This is a genomic window from Streptomyces sp. NPDC028419, assembly GCF_055565515.1.
Map to the genome: position 1 here is coordinate 60,065 of NZ_JBVHUE010000028.1, position 22,762 is coordinate 82,826.

Below are 22,762 nucleotides of genomic sequence, written 5' to 3' on the forward strand. Positions count from 1 at the left end.
GTCGCCAGTGTGCCGCAGCGACCCACCCGCCCGCGCCCACACGGCGATACTCCCCGCAGCCCCCGGGACCGCCCGCGACCCCGCCCCTCGGCCGGTCCGCCGACGGGTCACCGGGCGTGCGTGCTCGTCGTCACCGACGCGGCGTTCGCGGGAACCGGTTCCGGGCCGGGGTACGGGCTGAGCATGGTGTCGAAGTAGCCCTCGGGCGCCTGCTCCAGGAAGGTCGGCAGGTCGTCCAGGAAGGCGCGCAGGGGAGGTGTCGCGTTGTGCCGGTCCAGGTCCTCCTGGGAGCGCCAGACCTCGTACAGGAAGAAGCGGCCGTCCTCGTGCTCGTGGAGGTGGTACTGCAGGTTGCCGGGCTCCTGTCGGGTGGGTTCCACGAAGGAGGAGAGGATGCGCCGGACCTCGTCCGCGCGCTCCGGCCTGGGGCGCAGGAAACCGTAGAGGGCTAGGGGGCGTTCTGTGGTCGTCATGGCCCTCACGCTAAGATCTCACATCGATGTGAGATTCAAGGGGCTGTGAGGAGCGCCACATGAAGATCGGTGAGCTCGCCGCCACGACGGGCACCTCCGTCCGGCTGTTGCGCTACTACGAGGAGCAGGGCCTTCTGGAGTCCCACCGCCTCGACAGCGGCCACCGCCGCTACGACGAGAGCGCCCCCGTGATGGTGCGGCGCATTCGCGCGCTGCTGGACGCCGGCCTGCCGACCCGTGTCATCCGCGACCTGCAGCCGTGCGTCCGCCAGGACGGCACGGTCGCCGAATGCAAGCTGGAGACGCTCCAAGAACATCTCGACGGTCTGGACGACCGGATCTCCGCGCTGTCGGAAACCCGCGCGTCACTGGCCGAGCTCGTCGTCGCCACCCGGGCCCGCGCACGGATCGGCGACTAGGGGGCGCGGGGGTGGGAGTTATTGCAAGCGGGTGCTTGCAATAGTTAGCAAGGTGCGGCAGGATCGGGGTATGGCATCGCTCAACGTCGGGAACCTCGGCGAGTACCTGCGCGAGCAGCGGCGGCAGGCACAGCTCTCGCTGCGGCAACTGGCCGATGCGGCGGGGGTGTCCAATCCGTACCTCAGCCAGATCGAGCGCGGGCTGCGCAAGCCGAGCGCGGACATCTTGCAGCAGCTGGCCAAGGCGCTGCGGATCTCCGCGGAGACGCTGTACGTGCAGGCCGGGATCCTCGACGAGCGGGACCGCGACGAGGTGGAGACGCGCGCCGTCATCCTCGCCGACCCGTCGATCAACGAGCGGCAGAAGCAGGTCCTGCTGCAGATCTACGAGTCGTTCCGCAAGGAGAACGCGCTCGACGCCGAGCTTGAGGCCGGCGCCGGCGCCGGCCCCGACGACGCGATGCCCCAGACGAACTGAACTGTGATCCGGGAGGACCAGCACATGGCCATCGCCGATGACCTGAAGAAGACCCTCACCGACCCGACCCCCCTCTACTTCGCCGCCGGTACCGCCGACCTGGCGGTGCAGCAGGCCAAGAAGGTGCCCGGGCTCATCGAGCAGCTGCGCGCCGAGGCCCCCGCGCGGATCGAGGCCGTGAAGAACACCGACCCGAAGGTCGTGCAGGACAAGGCGCGCGAGGCCCAGGAAGCGGTGACCGCCAAGGTCGCCGAGGTCCTCGGGGCCTTCGACCCGAAGAAGCTCGGCGAGAGCGCGCAGGACCTGGCGCTGCGCGGGGTGGGCGTCGCGGCGGAGTACGCGGTGCGCGCCAAGGAGACCTACGACAAGGTCGCCGAGCACGGCGAGCAGGCCGTACGGGCCTGGCGCGGCGAGGTCTCCGATGAGATCGTCGACATCGCCGAGATCGTCGAGCCGGAGCCCGCGCCCGCCCCCGTGGCCGTGGTCGTCGCCCCGGCCGAGCCGGTCGACGAGGCGCCCGCCGGCGAGGACAAGCCCGCCGCGAAGCGGACCTCCGCGCGCAAGAGCACGGCCAAGAAGGCCGCCGCCGCGCCGGACGACGCCAGCTAGGGCACGCCGAGCGGTACGCGGTACCCCGCACGCATGACACGGACCGGACCGGGCACCTTTGCCGGGGCCCGGTCCGTTGTCCTTCCATGAGATCGCTCAGCCGGTAGCGTGGCGACGGGGGCGTTCTGACGCAAGCACGCGCGAGAAGGCGGTCGATTCGATGTTGATGCAGGGTTTCAACAATGAGGTGCTCCCCCTGCTGGGTTACGCCATGCTGGCGCTCGCCGTCGCGGCGTTCGTCCTCGCGCTGCTGCCCCGGGAGGACGCGTACCGGGCCGCCAACAAGCAGACCAAGACCTTCTGGCTCGTGATCCTCGGCGTCACGATCGTGGTGGACTTCTTCCTCGGCCTGCTGTTCCTGCAGATCGCCGGGCTGGTCGCGACCATCGTCTTCTTCGTCGACGTACGCCCCGCCGTCAGGCAGGTCTCGGGCGGCGGGAAGCGCAAGGGCGGCAGCAGCAGCGACGGTCCGTACGGGCCCTACAACGGCGGCCGCTGAAGCCGCCGCCGCCCCGCTTTCGCCCCGCCCGCCATCGTCAGCCGCCCGCCGTCGTCAGCCGGCCGCGCGGTCCGCGCGGTCCGCGCGGTCCAGGCGGTCCAGGAGCACGACGGCGACGTCGTCGGTGAGCTCGCCCCCGTTCAGGCGGCGGGCCTCGGTGACGGCCGCTTCCAGCAGGCCCTCGCCGCGCAGGCCGCGACCGAGGTGCCGGTTGATCATCTCGACCATGCCGTCCTGGCCGAGGCGCTCGCGCCCGGCGCCGATGCGACCCTCGATCAGGCCGTCCGTGTAGAGCATCAGGCTCCAGGTGCCGCCGAGCTCGACCTGGCGGCGGGGCCAGCGGGCCCGCGGTAGCAGTCCCAGTGCCGGGCCGCTGTCGTCGTAGGGGAGCAGCCGTGCGGGGCGGCCCGGCCCGGATATGAGCGGGGCCGGATGGCCCGCGAGGCACAGGCCCGCGCGGCGTCCGTCCGGGGAGATGTCCACGGTGCAGAGGGTCGCGAAGATCTCCTCGCAGGGACGTTCCACCTCCAGGACCTCCTGGAGGGTCGCCAGCAGATCGTCCCCGCACAGGCCCGCCAGCGTCAGCGCGCGCCAGGCGATGCGCAGCTCCACGCCGAGGGCCGCCTCGTCCGGGCCGTGGCCGCACACGTCGCCGATCATCGCGTGGACGGTGCCGTCGGGGGTGCGGACGGTGTCGTAGAAGTCGCCGCCGAGCAGGGCCCGGCTGCGGCCCGCGTGGTAGCGGGCGGCGAAGCGCAGGTCCGAGCCCTCCAGCAGCGGGTGGGGGAGCAGGCCGCGTTCCAGGCGGGCGTTCTCCTGGGCGCGCAGCCGGGACTCGGCCAGCTTGTACTGGGCGATGTCGGCGCGTTTTCGTTCCACCGCGTAACGGATGGCGCGGCTCAGCAGCCGGCCGTCCAGCTCGCTGCCGAAGAGGAAGTCCTGGGCGCCGACGCGGACCGCCTCGGCGGCCCGCTCGGCGTCGGCCTCGGCGGTCAGGACCAGGACGGCGTGGCGCGGGGCCATGCGCAGCACCTGGCGCAGGGTCGCGAGCTCGTCGTCCACCGGGTCGGCGCCGCCGCCGGGCAGGGACAGGTCGAGCAGGATGCAGTGCACGTCATGGGTGAGCAGCCGCTCCGCCTCGGTGAGGTTGCGGGCGGTGCGGATGCGGATGCGGTGGCCGTCGGAGTCGAGGATCTCGGGGACGGTGAGGCCGGCCGGGTCGTCCTGGATCACCAGCAGCGTCAGGGCCTGCGGCCCGGCGGGCGGGACCGGCGCCGAAGACGTCGCGCCGGGACGGTCCGAACCGGGGCGGGTCGCCGCCGGCTGTGCGGGGCTGGCGGACCTGGGCGCGCCGGGCTGGGCCGTGCCGCCCGGCTGGGGCGGTACGACGGCGTACGTGGCGGGCGGGCGGGCCTGACCGCTCTCCGCGGGCGGGGTGTCCCTCTGCCGCGGTACGGATGCGGGCATCGTCTCCGGTTCCTTCCCTCCCCCCGAGGGTGCGCTCGTGCGCCCCGACCCTAGCGGTCCCCGCCCGGCGCGTGAATGGTGCGACCGGCGGCCGCCGCCGGCATATGCCGTTATCGCGCGGGATGGCCCGTTCCGGGATGACCAACGTCACCTCGCGCCGCACCCGAGTCTCGGCACTCGGGACCGGCGCCACGGGCAAGCGGAACCCCGCCCGCGAGCCCCGCCCCACCCGGGACCGCGACTCCCACCACAACCGGAACCGCCCCGGAACCGCCGCGGAGGCGGGGCCCGGAACCTCCCGCAACCGCGACCAGCAACCGCGACCCGCACCCGGTCCCGCTACGCGTCCGGCCGGACGATCGCCTTGATCGGCATCGTGCCCGCGCCCGCGATCGTGATGTTGCGCCCCGTGCGGGGCGCGTGCACCATCGCGCCGTCGCCGATGTACATGCCGACGTGGCTCGCGTCGTCGAAGTAGATGATCAGGTCGCCCGGCCGCATGTCCTTCACCGCGACCTTCGGCAGCAGCCGCAGCTGCTCCTGCGAGGTCCGGGGGATCGGCCTGCCCGCCGCCAGCCACGCCTGGGAGGTGAGGCCGGAGCAGTCGTAGGTGGACGGGCCCACGGCGCCCCACTCGTACGCCTTGCCGATCTGGGCGGTGGCGTACTGGATCGCCTTCTTCCCCGCCTCCGAGGCCGTGCCGTTGATGTCCTTGAGCGCGCCCGAGGACAGCCAGGCGGTCTGCGCCTTGTACTGCTCCTCCCGCTCCAGCTGGAGGAGCCGGGCCTTCTCCTCGGCCTGGAGCTTGCTCTCCAGCTCCTCGGCGGCCTTGATCTTCTGCTGGATCTCGTTCTTGGCCTTCTCCTGCTTGACCCGGTTGGCTTCCAGGGTCTGCCAGTGGGCGCTCGCGTCCGCCGCGTACTGCTGGAGGTCCGACTGGGTCCGGGACAGCTCGGAGAGCGTGTCCGAGGCGGCCTTCTCGCCCTGGCGCAGCCGGTCGGCGCCGTTCAGGAACATGCTGGGGCTGTTGCTCAGGGCCAGCTGCGCGCCCGGCGGCAGGCCGCCCGAGCGGTACTGGGCGCGGGCCGCGGCGCCCGCGCGGTTCTTGAGCGTCGCGATCCGCTCCTGACCGGCGACCACCTGCTTGGCGATCTCGACGATCTTGTCGGACTGGGTCTTGGCCTCGCCCACCGCGAGGTTGTAGGCGTCCGTGGCGGTGCCCGCCTGGCGGTACAGCGCCTCTATCTCCTTGTGGACCTGCTCCAGCGACTTGGCCCCGGGCTCGGGGGCGGCCGGAGCGGCCGGAGCTCCCGGCGCGGCGGGGGCCGCAGGGGTGGCCGGGGCGGCGTACGCCGTGCCCGCCAGGCCGGGGGCCGTCAGTATCGCCATCGCGCAGAGCAGGGTGAGCGCGGATGCGCCACGGTGTCGCTTCATGGTCCCCCCAGGCACCCGCGCCAGATCCCGTATCAGATCTGACTATTCATCAGTAACTTCGCACTGCCATCGGGATGGTGCCACGACTCGGCGAATTGCAACACCCTCCGTCGCGCAACCCCGTGCCCACCGCGCGCCGTTCCACCCCCGAAGGCCCGTTCGAGCAGTCAACGGGCCGCCCCCGCCCCCGGTTCCCCGTCCGGCACACCTCACCCCAACGGACGCAACGCGTCCCAGCGGACCGTCAGTTCGCCCTGCCGCCACCGCTTCGGCCCGTCCGTCAGGGGCCAGTCGACCGCCAGGGACCTCGCCGTACGGATCCACCGCTGCCGGGCGCCCAACGAGGCGTACGGGGCCGCCGCGGCCCACGCCCGGTCGAAGTCCCGCAGGAACGCGTGGACCGGCTCGCCCGGGACGTTCCGGTGGATCAGTGCCTTCGGCAGCCGCTCGGCCAGGTCGGAGGGGCGCTCCAGGGAGCCCAGCCGGGTCGCGAAGGTCACCGTGCGCGCCCCCTCCGGGCCCAGCGCGACCCACACGTGCCGCCGCCCGATCTCGTCGCAGGTCCCCTCCACCAACAACCCGTCCGGCGCCAGCCGCCCGCACAGGCGTTGCCACACCGCGGCGACCTGCTCCTCGTCGTACTGGCGCAGCACGTTCGCGGCCCTGATCAGCGCCGGCCGTTCACCCCCGTCCAGCGGCACCTCGAAGCCGCCGTGCCGGAAGCTCAGCCCCTCGCGCTCGTACGGCTTCGCGCCCGCGACCCGGGCCGGCTCGATCTCGATCCCGACCACCCGCACCGCCGGGGCCACCGGCCGCAGCCGGCCCAGCAGCTCGACCGCCGTCCAGGGCGCGGCGCCGTAACCGAGGTCCACCGCCACCGGCGCCCCGGCCCGCCGCAGGGCCCCGCCGTGCTCGGCCGCGATCCAGCGGTCCATTCGGCGCAACCGGTTCGGATTCGTGGTCCCCCGGGTCACCGCACCCACGGGTCGGCTGGGAGGAGGAGTACGTGCGGCCATGAGCCGAGGGTAAGCGGAGGGCGTGCGCTCGATAAAAATCCGGTAAACCGCCGGGATTCCTCGCGCCGCCCCGGAATGCGCGGGACGGTCGCGCGGGTTGCACTCCTTGCAGGGCGTGGGCCGCGCTCCGCGCTGCCCTGTCCGATCATGACCGTGTAAGCCGTACGAGCCCGAGTGAGAGGACCGCTCCTTGAGTCAGTACGTGTCCCGGCTCGGCGGCAGGCTCGCCGCCGCCCGCAGCACCCGCCACGACGCGCCCCGGCTGCGCCTCCCCGCGGTGGGCCACCACCGCAAACCGCGCCGGGTCGCGATGCTCAGCGTGCACACCTCGCCGCTGCACCAGCCCGGCACCGGTGACGCGGGCGGCATGAACGTGTACATCGTGGAGCTGGCCAAGCGCCTCGCCGCGATCAACATCGAGGTCGAGATCTTCACCCGGGCCACCACCGGCGGGCTGCCGCCCGTCGTGGAGCTGACCCCGGGCGTCCTGGTGCGGCACGTCGACGCGGGCCCCTACGAGGGCCTGGCCAAGGAGGAGCTGCCCGCCCAGCTCTGCGCCTTCACCCACGGGGTCATGCAGGCCTGGGCCGGACACCGCCCCGGCTACTACGACCTCGTCCACTCCCACTACTGGCTCTCCGGCCACGTCGGCTGGCTCGCCGCCGAGCGCTGGGGCGTCCCGCTCGTCCACGCCATGCACACCATGGCCAAGGTCAAGAACGCCGCGCTGGCCGAGGGCGACAGCCCCGAGCCCGCCGCGCGCGTCATAGGCGAGACCCAGATCGTGGCCGCCGCCGACCGCCTCATCGCGAACACCGCCGAGGAAGCCGACGAGCTCGTGCGCCACTACGAGGCCGACCCCGGCAAGGTGGCCGTCGTCCACCCCGGCGTGAACCTCCAGCGCTTCACCGTCGGCGACGGCCGCGCCGCCGCCCGCGCCCGCCTCGGCCTCCCGCAGGACGCCGTCATACCGCTCTTCGCGGGCCGGATCCAGCCGCTCAAGGCCCCCGACATCCTGCTGCGCGCCGTCGCCGAGCTGGTCGACCGCGACCCCTCGATGCGGCGCAGGCTCCTCGTCCCCGTCGTCGGCGGCCCCAGCGGCAGCGGCCTCGCCAAGCCCGAGGGCCTGCAGAAGCTCGCGGCCCGGCTCGGCATCGCCGACCTGGTCCGCTTCCACCCGCCGGTCGACCAGGACCGGCTCGCGGACTGGTTCCGGGCGGCCTCCGTGCTGGTCATGCCCTCGTACAACGAGTCCTTCGGGCTGGTCGCGATCGAGGCCCAGGCCACCGGTACGCCGGTCCTCGCGGCCGCGGTCGGCGGGCTCCCGGTCGCGGTCAACGACGGGGTCACGGGCATCCTCGTACCCGGCCACGACCCCGTCGACTACGCGCGCGAGCTGCGCCGCTTCGTCGACGACCCGACGCTCACCGACCGGATGGGGCGCGAGGCGGCCCGCCACGCGCAGTTCTTCGGCTGGGACACCGCGGCCAGCGGCACGGCGGACGTGTACACCGCGGCGATGCACGATCATCGCCGTCACGTACGCTCCCACCATGGCTGAGACCGCCCCGACGGAGATCATCGAGAGCACGCTGGACGAGGCCGGGCTGGAGTGGGAGAGCCCCGAGCCCGGCTCGTACGTCGTCAAGCTGCCGGGCACGCGCAAGCTGTCGACCACCTGCTCCCTCAAGGTGGGCCGGCACTCGCTGTCGGTCAACGCCTTCGTCATCCGGCACCCGGACGAGAACGAACCGGCCGTCCACCGCTGGCTGCTGGAGCGCAACCTCAAGCTCTACGGCATGTCCTACGCCGTCGACCGCCTCGGCGACGTCTACCTGACGGCGCGGCTGCCGCTGGCCGTGGTGACCCCGGTGGAGCTGGACCGGGTGCTCGGGGCGGTGCTGGAGGGCGCGGACGGGGCCTTCAACACCCTGCTGGAGCTGGGCTTCGCGAGCGCCATCCGCAAGGAGTACGCGTGGCGGGTCTCGCGCGGCGAGCCCACCCACAACCTGGACGCCTTCAAGCACCTGACGCGGCCGCCGGCCTGACGGGTCAGGCGGTGGTGGCGCTCACGGCCGCGCCCGCGGCATCCACCCGCACCTCGGGCCGCTCGACCTCGGGCTGCTCGACCTTGGGCTGCTCGGCCTCGGGCTGCTCGGCCTCGGGCCGCTCGACCTCGGGCTGCTCGGCCTCGGGCCGCTCGACGTCCGACGCCTCCGGCAGGTTCCGCATCAGCAGCCAGTAGCCGAGGCCGGCGAGCGAGCCCAGGACGGCCATCGCGCCCCACAGCCAACCCGCGCCGAGCCGGTCGATGACGAAGCCCGCCGACAGCGGGGCGATCAGCGAGGCCACCGCCCACGACATCGTGTACATGCCCTGGTAGCGGCCCCGGCCGTGGGTCGGGGAGAGCCGCGCGACCAGGCCCATCTGGGTGGGCGAGTTGATGATCTCGGCCACCGTCCAGACGCACACGGTCAGCGCGATCACGCCGAGCGAGCCGCCGAAGGCGGTCATCCCGAAGCCGTACCCGGCCAGCAGGGCCGAGGCGACCAGCAGCTTCTGCGGATCGCGGTGCTCGATCAGCCGGGTGACCGGGATCTGCAGCAGCACGATCAGCACCCCGTTGAGGGCGATGACCATGCCGTACTCGCCGGGGGTGAAGCCCGCGGCGCCCATCGACAGCGGCAGCCCGAACGAACCCTGCATGAAGATCAACGAGACCAGGAACGACAGCCCGACGACCCCCATGAAACGGCCGTCGCGCAGGACGGTCCCCATCCCGATCTCCGGCTCCGCACCCCCACCGGCGCCGTCCGCGCCCTTGTCGGGCCGCGATTCGGGGAGCTTGACGTAGACCAGCACCGCGCAGACCAGCGTCAGCACCGCCTCGCCGAGGAAGCCGGCGAGGTAGCTGTACTCCGCGATGAAGCCGGCGGCGGTCGCGGAGACCGCGAAACCGAGGTTGATCGCCCAGTAGTTGAGGGCGAAGGCCCGCACCCGGTCCTCCGGCCGCACGATGTCGGCCATCATCGCCTGCACCGCCGGGCGCGAGGCGTTGGAGGTCATGCCGACGAGCAGGGCGACGGCGGCGATCGTCGCCGGTTCCCGCATGAAGCCCAGCAGCGCGACCGAGAAGGCCGTGGAGAGCTGGGCGGCCATCAGCGTCGGCCGCCGTCCCAGCCGGTCCGTCATCACCCCGGCGACCAGCGAGGACACGACGCCGCCGAGCCCGTGCAGGGCGACCACCAGGCCCGCGAAGGAGGCCGAGTAGCCCCGGTCCAGGGTCAGGTACAAGGTCATGAATGTGGCGACGAAAGCCCCGAGCCGGTTCACCAGCGTGCTCGTCCACAGCCACCAGAACTCGCGCGGCAACCCCGAGACGCTGGCCAGCGCGGCCCGCCTCATCCTGTCAACGGACATACGGGATCCCCCTGGATGTGTAAGTGGTGCCGCTGCGTTCGGCACATTACGAGTCCCGTCGCGCGGGCGCCACTCGATTGACGCGGTACGTCAATCGGGGACCGTCCCGCGGCACCCCCGGAGCGGCCCCTCCGGCGCGCGCGTGGCCATCCGGCGTCCATTAGGCTCGTACGCATGGCCGACGCACCGTACAAGCTGATCCTCCTCCGCCACGGCGAGAGCGAATGGAACGCGAAGAACCTGTTCACCGGCTGGGTGGACGTCAATCTCAACGAGAAGGGCGAGAAGGAGGCGGTCCGCGGCGGTGAGCTGCTGACGGACGCCGGTCTGCTCCCCGACGTCGTGCACACCTCGCTCCAGAAGCGCGCGATCCGCACCGCGCAGCTGGCGCTGGAGGCCGCCGACCGCCACTGGATCCCGGTCCACCGCTCCTGGCGCCTGAACGAGCGCCACTACGGCGCCCTCCAGGGCAAGGACAAGGCCCAGACCCTCGCCGAGTTCGGCGAGGAGCAGTTCATGCTGTGGCGCCGCTCGTACGACACCCCGCCGCCGGCCCTCGCGGACGGCACCGAGTTCTCGCAGTCCGAGGACCCGCGCTACGCGTCCATCCCGCCGGAGCTGCGCCCCAAGACGGAGTGCCTGAAGGACGTCGTCGTCCGCATGCTGCCGTACTGGTACGACGCGATCGTCCCGGACCTGCTGTCCGGGCGCACGGTCCTGGTCGCCGCCCACGGCAACTCGCTGCGCGCCCTCGTCAAGCACCTCGACGGCGTCTCCGACGCGGACATCGCGGGCCTGAACATCCCGACCGGCATCCCGCTCTCCTACGAGCTGGACGCCGACTTCAAGCCCCTGAACCCGGGCGGCACCTACCTCGACCCGGCCGCCGCGGCAGCAGCCATCGAAGCCGTCAAGAACCAGGGCAAGAAGAAGTAGGCCCCGCGCGACCATGCCCCTGCCCCGCACCCACTCGGTGCGGGGCAGGGGTTCTTCTTTGGCTACATCGGCTCGAAGTGGAAGGAGCGGATGAAGCAGTTGCGTGGTTGGGCGAGCGCGAACAGGACGCAGTCGAGCACGGACCGGGCGTTCAGCGGGTCGTTCGGGGTTCGGGGGGCGTCGTCCCAGTCGGCGGCGAGGGGGTCGCCGTCCGTGAAGTCCGGTGGGTAGAGCGAGATGACGCGGATGCCCTCGGGGCGCAGGCGGTGTGAGAGGACGTCGGCGAAGCCCGCCTGGGCGGCTTTGGCGGCGTGGTACGCGGGGTGGGCCTGGGAGCGGAGGTTGCGGGGTTCCGCGGCCGAGGAGACCAGGTTGACCACGTCCGCGCCGGCGGAGGCCCGCAGCAGCGGCAGGAAGTGCTTGACCGTCAGGATCGTGCCGGTCGCCCCGGAGGCGAGGGTGTCGGTGATCGCGTCGTCCTCGGCGTCCCACAGGTCGGGGCCGTGCAGGTAGCGGGCGCCGTTGTTGACCAGGACGTCCACCCGGTCGGTGCGGGCGGCCACCGCGGCCGCGAAGGCCCGTACGGAGTCCGGGTCGGCCAGGTCGCAGGCGAACGCCTCGGCCTCGGCCCCGCTGTCGGCCGCCACCTCGTCGGCCACCTGCCGGGCTCCGGCCGGGGTGCGCGCGGACAGGAGCACGCGCGCGCCCGAGCGCCCCGCCTCCAGGGCCAACGCCCGGCCGAATCCGCGTCCGGCCCCGGTGATCACGATCGTGCGTCCGGTGAGGTCCATCCGCACACCTCCCCCTGCTCCCGCTACCCCGTGTTGATCATGGTGAGCCTATCGAGCGTCTGCGGGCCGCGATCCGGCGGTCCATCTCCGCGCGCCGCTCGGCGGCGTTGGTGCCGTCCAACTGGCCGGCGAAGGCGCGGCGGGCCGCGGCCACCAGGTCGTCCACCAGCGCTTGCGGACGGCTCGCGCGGGCGCGGGCGATCGCCCACAGGGCCGTCTCGGTCGTGTGGTCCAGGCCCGTCTCGGTGCGGACGCCGCGTCCGGACAGCACCGCCGTCAGGACGCTGTCGAAGGTGCGGCGCAACTGTTCCTCGCTGGGGCGGCCGAAGCGCACGGTCGTCTCCTCCTCCTCGCTACGGGCGGACGGGCGAACGGGCGGATGGGCGGACGGGCGGACGCGAAGGGCCCCGACCGGGGATCCGGCGGGGCCCTTCGCGTACGGGTGACCAGGCGGTCGGCGGGTTCAGCCGCCGCACTGGCAGGGCGCGCCCGACTGGCAGCCGCAGCCGCAGCCCGAGCCGCAGCCGCAGGCCGCGAGCAGGGGGAGGCGCAGGGCCTCCTGGGGCTGGTGCTCCTGCTCGGGCGTGATGGGGACGGGGGAATCGGACATGGTTCCTCCTCGCAGGCGTACCGGTCGTACTGCCTTTGCCTCATTCATGCCCAGCCGCACGGGCGCGTCAACGGCGCATTGGCGCAAGGTTGGTGACGCCGGGTCAGGCGCCCTCGACCGCCGTCGGCGCCTGCAGCTCGTCCGCGTGCTCGCCCGTCACCAGGTACACGACGCGCTTGGCGACCGAGACCGCGTGGTCCGCGAAGCGCTCGTAGTAGCGGCCCAGCAGCGTCACGTCGACCGCCGTCTCGATGCCGTGCTTCCAGCGGTCGTCCATGAGGTGCTGGAAGAGCGTGCGGTGCAGCTGGTCCATCTCGTCGTCGTCCTGCTCCAGCTGGAGCGCGAGGTCGACGTCCTTGGTGATGATGACCTCGGCGGCCTTCGCCATCAGGCGCTGCGCCAGCTGCCCCATCTCCAGGATGGTCGCGTGCAGGTCCCGCGGGACCGCCGTCTCCGGGAACCGCAGCCGGGCGAGCTTCGCCACGTGCTGGGCCAGGTCGCCGGACCGCTCCAGGTCCGCGGACATGCGCAGCGAGGTGACCACGATGCGCAGGTCGGTGGCGACCGGCTGCTGGCGGGCCAGCAGGGCGATGGCGCGGGCCTCCAGGTCGTGCTGGAGGTCGTCCACCTTCTGGTCGGCGGCGATGACGCTCTCGGCGAGCTTGAGGTCGGCGTCGAGCATGGCCGTGGTCGCCCGGCCGATCGCGGAACCGACGAGCCGGGCCATCTCGACCAGGCCTTCTCCGATCGAGTCCAGTTCCTCGTGGTACGCGTCCCGCATGGTGGGTGTCCCTCTCTTGCGTCGTGCCCGATCTTGCTCCGTGCCCGCGCCCGTCTTGCTCCGTGCCCGGGGGGCCGGGGCCTCTTGCCCCACGTTGACACGATCGGACGCGAACGCGTCCGACTTCGACATCCCAAGTGAATCAGCACCGTCGCCACGGTGAACTCTGGGCGACGAGTGTTCGAGGTGCCACCCGAACGGCTGTGGAACTCTCGTCGCACCTGCTTAACCTGGACACATGGACGTGAACGCGGCGGTCGCCGCAGCTGCAGCGATCGCCGGGTTGTGCACCGGTGTGATCGCCATGCTGGCGTTCCGCTGGAGCGAGCGCGACCAGGCCCGCCCCACGCGGAGCGCCATGCGCCCCGACATCAATGCGGTACTCCCGCCCGGAGTGGACACCGTCCTCTCCGTACTCCGCTCCTCCGCCGTCGTACTGGACGAGGGCGACGCCGTGGTCAAGGCCAGCTCCGCGGCGTACGCCCTCGGGCTGGTCCGCGGCGGCAAGCTGGCCGTGGAGCCCATGCTCCACATGGCCCGCGACACCCGCCGCGACGGGGAGATACGCCAGATCGAGCTGGACCTCCCGCGCCGCGGCACCGGCCGCGGCGAGGCCCTCGCGGTCTCGGCGCGGGTCGCCCCGCTCGGCTCCCGGCTGGTGCTGCTGCTGGTCGAGGACCTGACGGAGGCCCGCCGGATCGAGGCGGTCCGCCGCGACTTCGTCGCCAACGTCTCGCACGAGCTGAAGACGCCCGTCGGCGCGATCTCCCTGCTGTCCGAAGCCGTCATGGACGCGGCCGACGACCCCGAGGCGGTCAGCCGCTTCGCCGGCCGCATGCAGATCGAGGCGACCCGACTGATCAACCTCGTCCAGGAGCTGATCGACCTCTCCCGGGTCCAGAACGACGACCCGCTGGAGGACGCCGAGCCGGTACGGGCCGACACCCTCGTCGCCGAGGCCATCGACCGCTGCCGTCACACGGCCTCCTCGAAGCAGATCACCATGGCCGTCGGCGGCACCGCCGACCTGCGGATCTGGGGCAACCGGGGGCAGCTCGCCGCCGCCCTCGGGAACCTCGTCGAGAACGCCGTGAACTACAGCCCCGCCCGCACCCGCGTCGGCATCGCCGCGCGCCGGGTGAACGCGCCGGGTGGAGACTTGATCGAGATAGCCGTGACCGACCAGGGCATCGGCATCCCGGAGAAGGACCGCGAGCGCATCTTCGAGCGCTTCTACCGCGTGGACCCGGCCCGCTCCCGCGCCACGGGGGGCACCGGCCTCGGCCTCGCGATCGTGAAGCACGTGGCCGCCTCGCACGGCGGGGAGGTCACCGTGTGGAGTTCAGAGGGACAGGGCTCCACCTTCACCCTGCGGCTCCCGGAGGCCGCCGTACCGACCTCCGCCGCAACCGCCGACCCCGCCCGACCCGTGCTCCAAACCGAACCAGCCATTCCTGCCCCGGAGGTCCTTCCGTGACCCGAGTGCTCGTCGTCGAGGATGAGGAATCCTTCAGCGACGCCCTGTCCTACATGCTCCGCAAGGAGGGCTTCGAGGTCGCCATCGCCGCGACCGGGCCCGACGGGCTGGACGAGTTCGAGCGCAACGGCGCCGACCTCGTCCTCCTCGACCTGATGCTCCCCGGGCTGCCCGGTACGGAGGTCTGCCGGCAGCTGCGCGGCCGCTCCAACGTCCCGGTGATCATGGTGACCGCCAAGGACAGCGAGATCGACAAGGTCGTCGGGCTGGAGATAGGAGCCGACGACTACGTCACCAAGCCCTTCTCCTCGCGCGAGCTGGTCGCCCGCATCCGCGCGGTGCTGCGCCGCCGCGGCGAGCCGGAAGAGGTGACCCCGGCGGCCCTGGAGGCCGGCCCGGTCCGGATGGACGTCGACCGGCACGTGGTCACCGTCGCCGGCGCCAAGGTCGACCTCCCGCTCAAGGAATTCGACCTCCTGGAGATGCTGCTGCGCAACGCGGGCCGCGTGCTGACCCGCATGCAGCTGATCGACCGGGTGTGGGGCGCGGACTACGTGGGGGACACCAAGACCCTCGACGTCCACGTCAAGCGCCTGCGCGCCAAGATCGAGCCGGACCCGGGCGCGCCGCGCTACCTGGTCACGGTGCGCGGCCTCGGCTACAAGTTCGAGCCGTAAACCGAAACCGACAGCCGTGCCGCGTCCGCGGCCTCACGCAGGAGGGCCTCCCCCGGATCCGGGGGAGGCCCTCCTGCGTGAGGTGACGGCGCGGTCAGTGACCGGCGCTGTGCGACGGGGAGGCGGAGCCCGAGGGGGCCGCGCTGCCGGAGGTCGAGGCCGAGGGGGTGCCGGACGGCGAGCCCGCGGGGGACGGCGAACCGGAGGGCCCGCCCGACGGCGACGCGGAGGCGCCGGTGGACGGCGTGGGACCGGCGGCCGGGGCCTCGGTCGGGCCGAAGCCCGCGTAGAAGCCGGCCGCGGGGACGACGTAGGCGGCCAGCTCGACGTCACCGGCCTTGCTCAGCTGGAAGACGACCTTCTGGGCGTCGCCGTCCTTGACGGCCTGGCGGCCGCCCTCGATGACGGCCGAGGCGTTGCCCTTGCCGCCGAGCACGACGGAGCCGTGCGCGGGCACGGTGACCTTGGCGGCGCCCGTGGCGTCCTTCAGCGTCACCTTGCCGGTGGCACCCGCAAGAGTGACGGAGTCGAGGGTCTGCGGGGCGTCGCCGCCGTTGAAGACGGTCGCCGAGACGACGGCGGGGCCCTTGCCGTCCTTCGCGCCCTGGGTGATCACCAGAGCGTTCTGGACCTTGATGTCGCCCTTGGTCACGAAGGCGTTGTCCGGCTTGATTTCGAGCGTCTGTGCGTCCTTGCCCGCGCCGCATGCGGCGAGCGAGACGATCGAGAACGCGAGGGCGGAGGCGGCGAGAGCGCCGCGTCGAAGGCTGCGGCTCACGGCGGCGGCAACTCCTAGGACGTACGGACGGAGGACGGGGTGGGGCGCTCAGGCGCGGGGTAAAGCCGGCCTAAGGGTGTGTCAGCGGGCTTAGGTTACCGAGCCGCCGCCCCGCCCCCGCACCCGACCCTCCGCAGCGGCCGGGCCGCCCTGAACCCGTCGGGTCGATCTTGTAATTGGCGGGCAATTCCGGGATTCCCTCGAACACGACTCCGTGATCAATTCGGGATTGGGCTGGAACCCGCTACAGACGGGGCCCACCAGTCGAACGGAGTAGTTCGGTTTCCGCGCGCCGAACCAGTCAAAACGGGACGTACGTCACGTCGAGCGTGACGCTCCACAGGTGTAGCGTGGTCGATTCTGTCCGTCCGCGCAGTGGCTCCGACCTGCGAATACCCCCTTCCGGAAGCCCTGCGCAGCACGTTCGTGTCGCTGTTGTCAAGCCCCGAGATAGGCCCTGACCTGCGAAAACGCCATTCATAACAGTCGGTTCTCGTGTTACCCTGGATAGCCACGGAAGGGGTACCTGTCACATGACGTTCAAGGTTGGCGACACCGTGGTCTATCCCCATCACGGGGCCGCGCTGATCGAGGCCATCGAAACTCGCCAGATCAAAGGCGTGGACAAGACCTACTTGGTGCTCAAGGTCGCCCAGGGTGACCTGACGGTTCGCGTACCTGCGGACAACGCGGAGTTCGTCGGTGTCCGCGATGTGGTCGGCCAGGACGGGCTGGACCGGGTCTTCGAGGTGCTTCGTGCACCTTACGCAGAAGAGCCGACGAACTGGTCCCGTCGCTACAAGGCAAATCTGGAGAAGCTCGCCTCTGGCGATGTCATCAAGGTCGCGGAAGTCGTCCGTGACCTGTGGCGTCGTGAGCGCGAGCGCGGGCTCTCCGCGGGCGAGAAGCGCATGCTCGCGAAGGCGCGCCAGATCCTGGTGAGCGAGCTCGCGCTCGCCGAAAACACCAACGAGGACAAGGCCGAGGCCCTCCTCGACGAGGTTCTCGCGTCCTGACGCGACGAACCGTCCACACAGCAGTCGTGCCGCGGTGCCCGATGACGGCCCTCTCGTTCGCCGAGAGGACTGTCGCCGGGCGCTGCGGCATGTCTGTTTGCGGCACCCCACGACCCGTCCTACTTGCACCACCCCGCGCATGGCGCAGTGGCGTGCCGGGTCCGGGCAGCCGGCTCGACCGGTCGTCACGGAAGGGGCGAGGGCTTCGTACCCGGCACCCTTCTGGCCATACCCACGTCGGCCGAAGTCACAAACCCGGAGCCACCACCGATGTATGACGAAACGCGCCCCCACCGCACCGCGGCGGTGATTCCCGCGGCGGGCCGCGGCACCCGGCTCGGTCCCGGCGCCCCCAAGGCCCTGCGCTCCCTGGGCGGCATCCCCATGCTGATTCACGCCGTGCGCGCCATGGCCCGCTCCCGCGCGGTCTCCCTCGTGGTCGTCGTCGCTCCGCCCGACGGGGCCGCGGAGGTCAAGAACCTCCTCGACGAGCACGCGCTGCCGGAAAGGACCGACTTCCTCGTCGTCCCCGGCGGCGAGACCCGCCAGGAATCCGTACGGGCCGGCCTGGACGCCCTCCCGGCCGGCATCACCTCCGTCCTCATCCACGACGCGGCCCGCCCCCTGGTCCCCGTCGACACCGTGGACGCGGTCGTCGAAGCCGTCCGCGACGGCGCCCCCGCCGTGGTCCCCGCGATGCCGCTGGCCGACACGGTCAAGGAGGTCGAGCCCGGCGAGCCGGGCGAGCCCGAGCCGGTCGTCGCCACCCCCGAGCGGGCCCGGCTGCGCGCCGTGCAGACCCCCCAGGGCTTCGACCTCGCCACCTTGATCCGCGCCCACGAGCGCATCGCCGTCAACGGCGAGGGCGCCACGGACGACGCCGGAATGGTGGAAAAGCTCGGGGTCCCCGTCGTCCTCGTCCCCGGGCACGAAGAGGCCTTCAAGGTCACCCGCCCCCTCGACCTGGTCCTCGCCGACGCCGTACTCGCCCGCAGGAGGGCCACCGATGTCTACTAGCCCCCGGCCGCTCGTCCCGCAGATCGGCATCGGCACCGACGTCCACGCCTTCGAGACCGGCCGCGAACTGTGGTGCGCGGGCCTGCTCTGGGAGGGCGAGGACGGCCTCGCCGGCCACTCCGACGGCGACGTCGCCGCCCACGCCGCCTGCGACGCCCTCTTCTCCGCGGCCGGCGTCGGCGACCTCGGCGCGCACTTCGGCACCTCCCGCCCCGAGTGGTCGGGCGCCTCCGGCGTCACCCTCCTGGCCGAGGCCGCCCGGATCGTCCGCGCCGAGGGCTTCGAGATCGGGAACATCGCCGTCCAGGTCATCGGGGTGCGCCCGAAGGTCGGCAAGCGCCGCGACGAAGCGCAGAAGGCACTGGGCGCCGCGGCCGGAGCCCCCGTCTCCGTTTCCGGCACCACGACCGACGGCCTCGGCCTCACCGGCCGCGCCGAGGGCCTCGCCGCGATCGCCACGGCGCTGGTGTACCGCACGAGCGGGGCCTGAGGGGGACCGTACGGACGCCCCGCGCGGCACCGCTTCGGCAACAAAGGCGCCCCGCGCCCCCAAAAGGGTCGCGGGGCACTGCCGCGCGCGCACTACCCTGGATGCCGTGACCCTTCGCCTGTACGACACCAGCGCCCGGCAGATCCGTGACTTCACTCCGCTCGTCGCGGGCTGCGTCTCGATCTACCTCTGTGGTGCCACCGTGCAGGCGGCCCCGCACATCGGCCACGTCCGCTCGTACCTGAACTTCGACATCATGCGCCGCTGGCTCACCTACCGCGGCCTCGACGTCACCTTCATCCGCAACGTCACCGACATCGACGACAAGATCATCGCGAAGGCGGCGGACCAGGGCCGCCCCTGGTGGTCCATCGGCTACGACAACGAGCGCGCCTTCAACGACGGTTACGACGCGCTGGGCTGCCTCCCGCCGACCTACGAGCCGCGCGCGACCGGCCACGTGCCGGAGATGATCGAGATGATGCGCACGCTCATCGAGCGCGGCCACGCCTACGAGGCCGACGGCAGCGTCTACTTCGACGTGCGCTCCTTCCCGGGCTACCTGGAGCTGTCCAACCAGGACATCGACGACCTGCGCCAGCCCCCGGAGAGCGGCATCAGCGGCAAGCGCGACCCGCGCGACTTCGCCATGTGGAAGGCCACCAAGCCCGGCGAGCCCGACTGGGAGACCCCCTGGGGCCGCGGCCGTCCCGGCTGGCACCTGGAGTGCTCCGCGATGGCCCACAAGTACCTGGGCAGCGCCTTCGACATCCACGGCGGCGGCCTCGACCTGATCTTCCCGCACCACGAGAACGAGATCGCCCAGGCCAAGGCCTTCGGCGACGAGTTCGCGAAGTACTGGGTGCACAACGCCTGGGTCACCATGTCCGGCGAGAAGATGTCGAAGTCGCTCGGGAACTCCGTCCTCGTCTCCGAGATGGTCAAGCAGTGGCGCCCGATCGTCCTGCGCTACTACCTCGGCACCCCGCACTACCGCTCGATGATCGAGTACAGCGAGGAATCCCTGCGCGAGGCCGAATCCGGCTTCGCCCGCATCGAGGGCTTCATCCAGCGCGTCATCGAGAAGGCCGGCAAGCCCGTCGAGCCCGCCACCGAGGTGCCGCCCGCCTTCGCCGAAGCCATGGACGAGGACCTCGGCGTCCCGCAGGCCCTCGCGATCATCCACACCACCGTCCGCCAGGGCAACAGCGCCCTCGCCGCCGACGACAAGGACACCGCGATCGCCCGCCTGGCCGAGGTACGGGCCATGCTGGGCGTCCTCGGACTCGACCCGCTCGACCCCCACTGGGCCGGCGAGACCGACCGGGGCGAGGACCTGCACGGCGCCGTCGACACCCTCGTCCGCCTCGTCCTGGAGCAGCGCGAATCCGCGCGGGCCCGCAAGGACTGGGCGACCGCCGACGCGATCCGCGACCAGCTCCAGCAGTCCGGTCTGGTCATCGAGGACTCTCCGACGGGCCCCCGCTGGACGCTCGGCCCCCGCTGAGCCCCTGAGGCTCGTGGTGCCGCCCGGCGCTCCGGGCGGCACACTCTTCATACGTACACACCGCAGGACAAACGAAACAGGTAGAGGTCATGGCCGGGAACAGCCAGCGCAGGAACCGCCGCACGTCCAACAAGAAGGGCGCGACGGTCGGCAGCGGTGGCCAGCGGCGCAAGGGCCTGGAAGGCAAGGGCCCCACGCCCAAGGCCGAGGACCGCAAGAAGCACAAGGCCAACCGCATCGCCAACGCCATGGCCCGCCAGGCCGCCAAGCGCCGCCCGGCCCCCCGCCGCGGCGGCCCCAAGGGCACCAGCGAGATGGTCGTCGGTCGCAACCCGGTCTTCGAGGCCCTGCGCGACGGCGTGCCCGCCACGACCCTCTACGTGCAGCAGTTCATCGACAACGACGAGCGCGTCCGCGAAGCCCTCCAGCTCGCCAGCGAGCGCGGCAACATCAACCTGATGGAAGCCCCGCGGCCCGAGCTGGACCGCATGACCAACGGGCTCAACCACCAGGGCCTGGTCCTCCAGGTCCCGCCGTACGAGTACGCGATGCCGGACGACCTGACCGCCGCCGCCTACGACAACGGCGAAGAGCCCCTCATCGTCGCCCTCGACGGCGTCACCGACCCGCGCAACCTCGGCGCGATCGTCCGCTCCGTCTCCGCCTTCGGCGGCCACGGCGTGGTCATCCCCGAGCGCCGCGCGGCCAGCATGACCGCCGGCGCCTGGAAGTCCTCCGCCGGCACCGCGGCCCGCACCCCGGTCTCCCGGGTCACCAACCTGACCCGCGCCCTGGAGGCGTACAAGAAGGAAGGGCTGACCGTCGTCGGCCTCGCCGCCAACGGCACGCACACCGTCGACGACCTCGAACAGCTCGGCGGCCCCGTCGTCATCGTCATCGGCAGCGAGGGCAAGGGCCTCGGCCGCCTCGTCGGCGAGACCTGCGACTACCTCGTCCGCATCGCGATGCCGGGCGGCGCCGAGTCGCTCAACGCCGGCGTCGCGGCAGGTGTGGTCCTGTACGAGGCCGCGCGTCGCCGCGCCTGAGCAGTCCCCTTTGGTACCGGGCCGGGTGAACGCTTTCACCCGGCCGGGTCCCGCCCGGGCCCCCGAATTGGCCTGATCTTGACGGGTCTCGGACACATCCCTGCTGTCAAGGCAGTGTCCTAAACACTCATCACTCGGTTAGATGAGTGTGGACACCAGAACGCCAGGGTTCGACGACCAGCCCGCGCTGAGCATGGTCAAGGTGCCGTGCGACCCCGCACAGGTCATCGTCAACCACGCCAGCTTCCGTGTGCGGCTCGCTCCGAGCCCGAGCGCGCGTCCCAAGCCCCCCGCGAACGGCCCCTTCCCGGGCCGCGCCCCCGCCCTCGGCGCCGCCGCCGCCGTCGCAGCCGGAGCGGGCCGCCGCCGGGCGCCCGTCGTCTGGAGCGGCAAGTCCGCCCCCGGCGACGCCGCCGCGATGGGCGGGCTGCTCCAGGCCGTACGCGAGAACGGCCGCGGCCACGACGAGTACGACGGCGGCGACACCCAGGTCATCCCGCGCATCGACCTGGCCCAGGACCTCGCCGACGACACCCTCGCCACGCCGACCGTCATCGGCCAGCGCACCTACGGCGACCCGGACGACACCCGCGCCATGCCGCCCGTACGCGGCCTGCCCTACGGCGGGCAGTACGGCGACGGCGGACCGGCCGCCGCCGGCGGACCCGGCGCCGGCGAGGAGAACCGGCGCGGCGCCTCCGACACGCGCGGACAGGCCTCGTACTACCCCGGCCGCCGCATGAACCTCGGCGTCGTCCTGCTCCCGCTGCGCGTCTTCCTCGGCTTCATCTCCATCTACGCCGGCATGGGCAAGCTCTGCGACCCCGTCTACTTCGACGGCGGCGAACGCGGCTCCATGGTCACCTGGCTGCGCACCCTGCACCCCTGGGCGCTCGCCGAACCGCTGCGCGACTTCGCCCTCGCCCACCCGGTCGGCGCCGGGCTCACCGTGGCCTTCCTCCAGGTCGTGGTCGGCGTGCTGACGGTCTTCGGGCTCTGGCAGCGCTTCGCCGCCTGCTTCGGCGCGCTCCTGTCGGCGGCCCTGCTGATGACGGTGAGCTGGAAGACCGTCCCGGCCTACGACGCCCCCGACATCATCTACCTCGCCGCCTGGAGCCCGCTGATCATCGCCGGCGCCCCCGTCTACTCCCTGGACGGCCGCCTCGCCGGCGAGGCCTGGCGCACGCTCGGCCCGCGCTCCGAGATCTGGCGGCTGCGCCGGCGCGTCCTGCGGCGCGGCGCGATGATGGCGACCGTCGTCTGCGGACTCACCCTCCTCGTCGGCTCCCTCCTCGGCGGCGCGGTCCGCTCCTCCACCGTGGTCACCGTGCCCGGCCCCGGCCAGGCGCCCAGCAACTACCTGCCGGGCTCCCCGCTCCCGCAGGAGCCCTCCACCTCGCGGCAGCCCCTGAAGCAGCAGCCCTCCAAGACGGGCACCCCCTCCGCGAAGCCGTCCGAGAGCGCCTCCAAGGCCGGTCGCACCGGCTCGGGCGCCCCCTCCAAGTCCAGCGCGGGCACCGGCGCCGAGTCCCCGGCCGCGACCCGCTCCGGAGCGAGCCAGCCCCAACGCGGCAGCTCCCCGCGCCAGTCCACCCCGAAGTCCACCTCCACGAGCGGCGGCTCCTCCGCACCGGCGAAGAAGCCGGGCCTGGTAGGCGGCCTCCTCGGCGGCTGACCACCACCCGCACCACGACACCGGGGCCCGGTACGCGACCTGCGTACCGGGCCCCGGTGGCGTGGTGCGCCCTAGGTCCTGGGGGGGGAAGGGGGGGGGGGGGGAGGAAAGAAGAAGGAGGGACCTGTGGCACCGAGAAGAGCCGA

The 22,762-nt window shown here is 72.3% G+C and carries 25 protein-coding genes; 15 read left to right on the top strand and 10 right to left on the bottom strand.

The window, feature by feature from the left end; all coding sequences use genetic code 11:
• Window positions 1-107: 107 nt before the first annotated feature.
• Window positions 108-473 (bottom strand): putative quinol monooxygenase, encoded by a 366-nt coding sequence (locus tag ACZ4UB_RS28400; RefSeq protein ID WP_468074412.1) that lies wholly within the window; start codon window positions 471-473, stop codon window positions 108-110.
• Between the two features lie 59 nt (window positions 474-532).
• Between ACZ4UB_RS28400 and ACZ4UB_RS28405 the strand changes: the two genes are divergently transcribed.
• From ACZ4UB_RS28405 to ACZ4UB_RS28420, 4 genes are all read left to right on the top strand, one after another.
• Window positions 533-892, top strand: a complete 360-nt coding sequence (locus ACZ4UB_RS28405) for a MerR family transcriptional regulator (RefSeq protein WP_468074414.1) — start codon at window positions 533-535, stop codon at window positions 890-892.
• A 70-nt stretch (window positions 893-962) separates the two neighbouring features.
• The gene (locus tag ACZ4UB_RS28410) at window positions 963-1,370 is read left to right on the top strand and encodes a helix-turn-helix domain-containing protein (RefSeq protein WP_468074415.1); all 408 of its coding nucleotides are present in this window, start codon (window positions 963-965) and stop codon (window positions 1,368-1,370) included.
• Window positions 1,371-1,394: 24 nt separating this feature from the next.
• Window positions 1,395-1,979 carry a hypothetical protein gene (locus ACZ4UB_RS28415; RefSeq protein WP_468074416.1) on the top strand — a complete coding sequence of 195 codons (585 nt, stop codon included), beginning with the start codon at window positions 1,395-1,397 and terminating at the stop codon, window positions 1,977-1,979.
• Between the two features lie 160 nt (window positions 1,980-2,139).
• The gene (locus tag ACZ4UB_RS28420) at window positions 2,140-2,478 is read left to right on the top strand and encodes a DUF2516 family protein (RefSeq protein ID WP_354381196.1); all 339 of its coding nucleotides are present in this window, start codon (window positions 2,140-2,142) and stop codon (window positions 2,476-2,478) included.
• Window positions 2,479-2,532: 54 nt separating this feature from the next.
• Here ACZ4UB_RS28420 and ACZ4UB_RS28425 read toward each other — a convergent pair whose 3' ends face one another.
• From ACZ4UB_RS28425 to ACZ4UB_RS28435, 3 genes are all read right to left on the bottom strand, one after another.
• Window positions 2,533-3,945 carry a PP2C family protein-serine/threonine phosphatase gene (locus tag ACZ4UB_RS28425; protein WP_468074417.1) on the bottom strand — a complete coding sequence of 471 codons (1,413 nt, stop codon included), beginning with the start codon at window positions 3,943-3,945 and terminating at the stop codon, window positions 2,533-2,535.
• Between the two features lie 339 nt (window positions 3,946-4,284).
• Window positions 4,285-5,379, bottom strand: coding sequence for a C40 family peptidase (locus ACZ4UB_RS28430; RefSeq protein ID WP_468074419.1), 1,095 nt, complete (start codon window positions 5,377-5,379; stop codon window positions 4,285-4,287).
• A 209-nt stretch (window positions 5,380-5,588) separates the two neighbouring features.
• Entirely contained in the window at window positions 5,589-6,395 is an 807-nt protein-coding gene (locus ACZ4UB_RS28435; protein WP_385787891.1) for a class I SAM-dependent methyltransferase, read from the bottom strand.
• A gap of 190 nt (window positions 6,396-6,585) precedes the next feature.
• On the opposite strand from ACZ4UB_RS28435, the gene mshA reads away from it, so the two are divergent.
• The gene (mshA, locus tag ACZ4UB_RS28440) at window positions 6,586-7,956 is read left to right on the top strand and encodes a D-inositol-3-phosphate glycosyltransferase (RefSeq protein ID WP_468074420.1); all 1,371 of its coding nucleotides are present in this window, start codon (window positions 6,586-6,588) and stop codon (window positions 7,954-7,956) included.
• A complete protein-coding gene (locus ACZ4UB_RS28445; RefSeq protein ID WP_468074421.1) occupies window positions 7,949-8,443 on the top strand; it encodes a type III secretion system chaperone family protein in 495 nt (164 codons plus the stop codon). Before mshA ends, ACZ4UB_RS28445 begins: the two co-directional genes overlap by 8 nt.
• Window positions 8,444-8,447: 4 nt before the next feature.
• Here the strand turns inward: ACZ4UB_RS28445 and ACZ4UB_RS28450 are convergent, their stop codons facing one another.
• A complete protein-coding gene (locus ACZ4UB_RS28450; protein WP_468074422.1) occupies window positions 8,448-9,815 on the bottom strand; it encodes an MDR family MFS transporter in 1,368 nt (455 codons plus the stop codon).
• A 174-nt stretch (window positions 9,816-9,989) separates the two neighbouring features.
• Between ACZ4UB_RS28450 and ACZ4UB_RS28455 the strand changes: the two genes are divergently transcribed.
• Window positions 9,990-10,751: a phosphoglyceromutase gene (locus ACZ4UB_RS28455; RefSeq protein WP_468074423.1), complete on the top strand. Its 762-nt coding sequence runs from the start codon at window positions 9,990-9,992 to the stop codon at window positions 10,749-10,751.
• Between the two features lie 62 nt (window positions 10,752-10,813).
• Here the strand turns inward: ACZ4UB_RS28455 and ACZ4UB_RS28460 are convergent, their stop codons facing one another.
• From ACZ4UB_RS28460 to phoU, 4 genes are all read right to left on the bottom strand, one after another.
• Complete coding sequence (locus tag ACZ4UB_RS28460; protein ID WP_468074425.1) at window positions 10,814-11,542, bottom strand: SDR family oxidoreductase; 729 nt, start codon at window positions 11,540-11,542, stop codon at window positions 10,814-10,816.
• Window positions 11,543-11,579: 37 nt separating this feature from the next.
• Complete coding sequence (locus ACZ4UB_RS28465; RefSeq protein WP_468074427.1) at window positions 11,580-11,876, bottom strand: hypothetical protein; 297 nt, start codon at window positions 11,874-11,876, stop codon at window positions 11,580-11,582.
• Window positions 11,877-12,005: 129 nt separating this feature from the next.
• Complete coding sequence (locus tag ACZ4UB_RS28470; protein WP_351046450.1) at window positions 12,006-12,152, bottom strand: hypothetical protein; 147 nt, start codon at window positions 12,150-12,152, stop codon at window positions 12,006-12,008.
• 103 nt (window positions 12,153-12,255) lie between these two features.
• Window positions 12,256-12,933 (bottom strand): phosphate signaling complex protein PhoU, encoded by a 678-nt coding sequence (phoU, locus tag ACZ4UB_RS28475; protein WP_354381207.1) that lies wholly within the window; start codon window positions 12,931-12,933, stop codon window positions 12,256-12,258.
• 238 nt (window positions 12,934-13,171) lie between these two features.
• Here phoU and phoR point away from each other — a divergent pair, with 238 nt between their 5' ends.
• Entirely contained in the window at window positions 13,172-14,410 is a 1,239-nt protein-coding gene (phoR, locus tag ACZ4UB_RS28480) for a two-component system sensor histidine kinase PhoR (RefSeq protein ID WP_468074429.1), read from the top strand.
• Between the two features lie 5 nt (window positions 14,411-14,415).
• Complete coding sequence (gene phoP, locus ACZ4UB_RS28485; protein WP_466527820.1) at window positions 14,416-15,087, top strand: two-component system response regulator PhoP; 672 nt, start codon at window positions 14,416-14,418, stop codon at window positions 15,085-15,087.
• Window positions 15,088-15,181: 94 nt separating this feature from the next.
• Here the strand turns inward: phoP and ACZ4UB_RS28490 are convergent, their stop codons facing one another.
• Window positions 15,182-15,865, bottom strand: a complete 684-nt coding sequence (locus ACZ4UB_RS28490) for a copper chaperone PCu(A)C domain-containing protein (RefSeq protein ID WP_468074431.1) — start codon at window positions 15,863-15,865, stop codon at window positions 15,182-15,184.
• A 533-nt stretch (window positions 15,866-16,398) separates the two neighbouring features.
• On the opposite strand from ACZ4UB_RS28490, the gene ACZ4UB_RS28495 reads away from it, so the two are divergent.
• The 6 genes from ACZ4UB_RS28495 to ACZ4UB_RS28520 all read left to right on the top strand — a co-directional run bounded on the left by ACZ4UB_RS28495 (window position 16,399) and on the right by ACZ4UB_RS28520 (window position 22,616).
• Entirely contained in the window at window positions 16,399-16,881 is a 483-nt protein-coding gene (locus tag ACZ4UB_RS28495; RefSeq protein WP_003953493.1) for a CarD family transcriptional regulator, read from the top strand.
• 270 nt (window positions 16,882-17,151) lie between these two features.
• Window positions 17,152-17,898, top strand: a complete 747-nt coding sequence (ispD, locus tag ACZ4UB_RS28500; RefSeq protein ID WP_468074433.1) for a 2-C-methyl-D-erythritol 4-phosphate cytidylyltransferase — start codon at window positions 17,152-17,154, stop codon at window positions 17,896-17,898.
• On the top strand, window positions 17,888-18,388 hold the full coding sequence (gene ispF / locus ACZ4UB_RS28505) for a 2-C-methyl-D-erythritol 2,4-cyclodiphosphate synthase (RefSeq protein WP_354381211.1): 501 nt from the start codon (window positions 17,888-17,890) through the stop codon (window positions 18,386-18,388). The genes ispD and ispF overlap by 11 nt, the downstream gene beginning before the upstream one ends.
• A gap of 106 nt (window positions 18,389-18,494) precedes the next feature.
• Window positions 18,495-19,895: a cysteine--tRNA ligase gene (gene cysS / locus ACZ4UB_RS28510; RefSeq protein ID WP_468074435.1), complete on the top strand. Its 1,401-nt coding sequence runs from the start codon at window positions 18,495-18,497 to the stop codon at window positions 19,893-19,895.
• A gap of 89 nt (window positions 19,896-19,984) precedes the next feature.
• Window positions 19,985-20,941, top strand: a complete 957-nt coding sequence (gene rlmB / locus ACZ4UB_RS28515; protein ID WP_354381213.1) for a 23S rRNA (guanosine(2251)-2'-O)-methyltransferase RlmB — start codon at window positions 19,985-19,987, stop codon at window positions 20,939-20,941.
• A gap of 142 nt (window positions 20,942-21,083) precedes the next feature.
• On the top strand, window positions 21,084-22,616 hold the full coding sequence (locus ACZ4UB_RS28520) for a DoxX family protein (protein WP_468074437.1): 1,533 nt from the start codon (window positions 21,084-21,086) through the stop codon (window positions 22,614-22,616).
• Window positions 22,617-22,762: the final 146 nt, after the last annotated feature.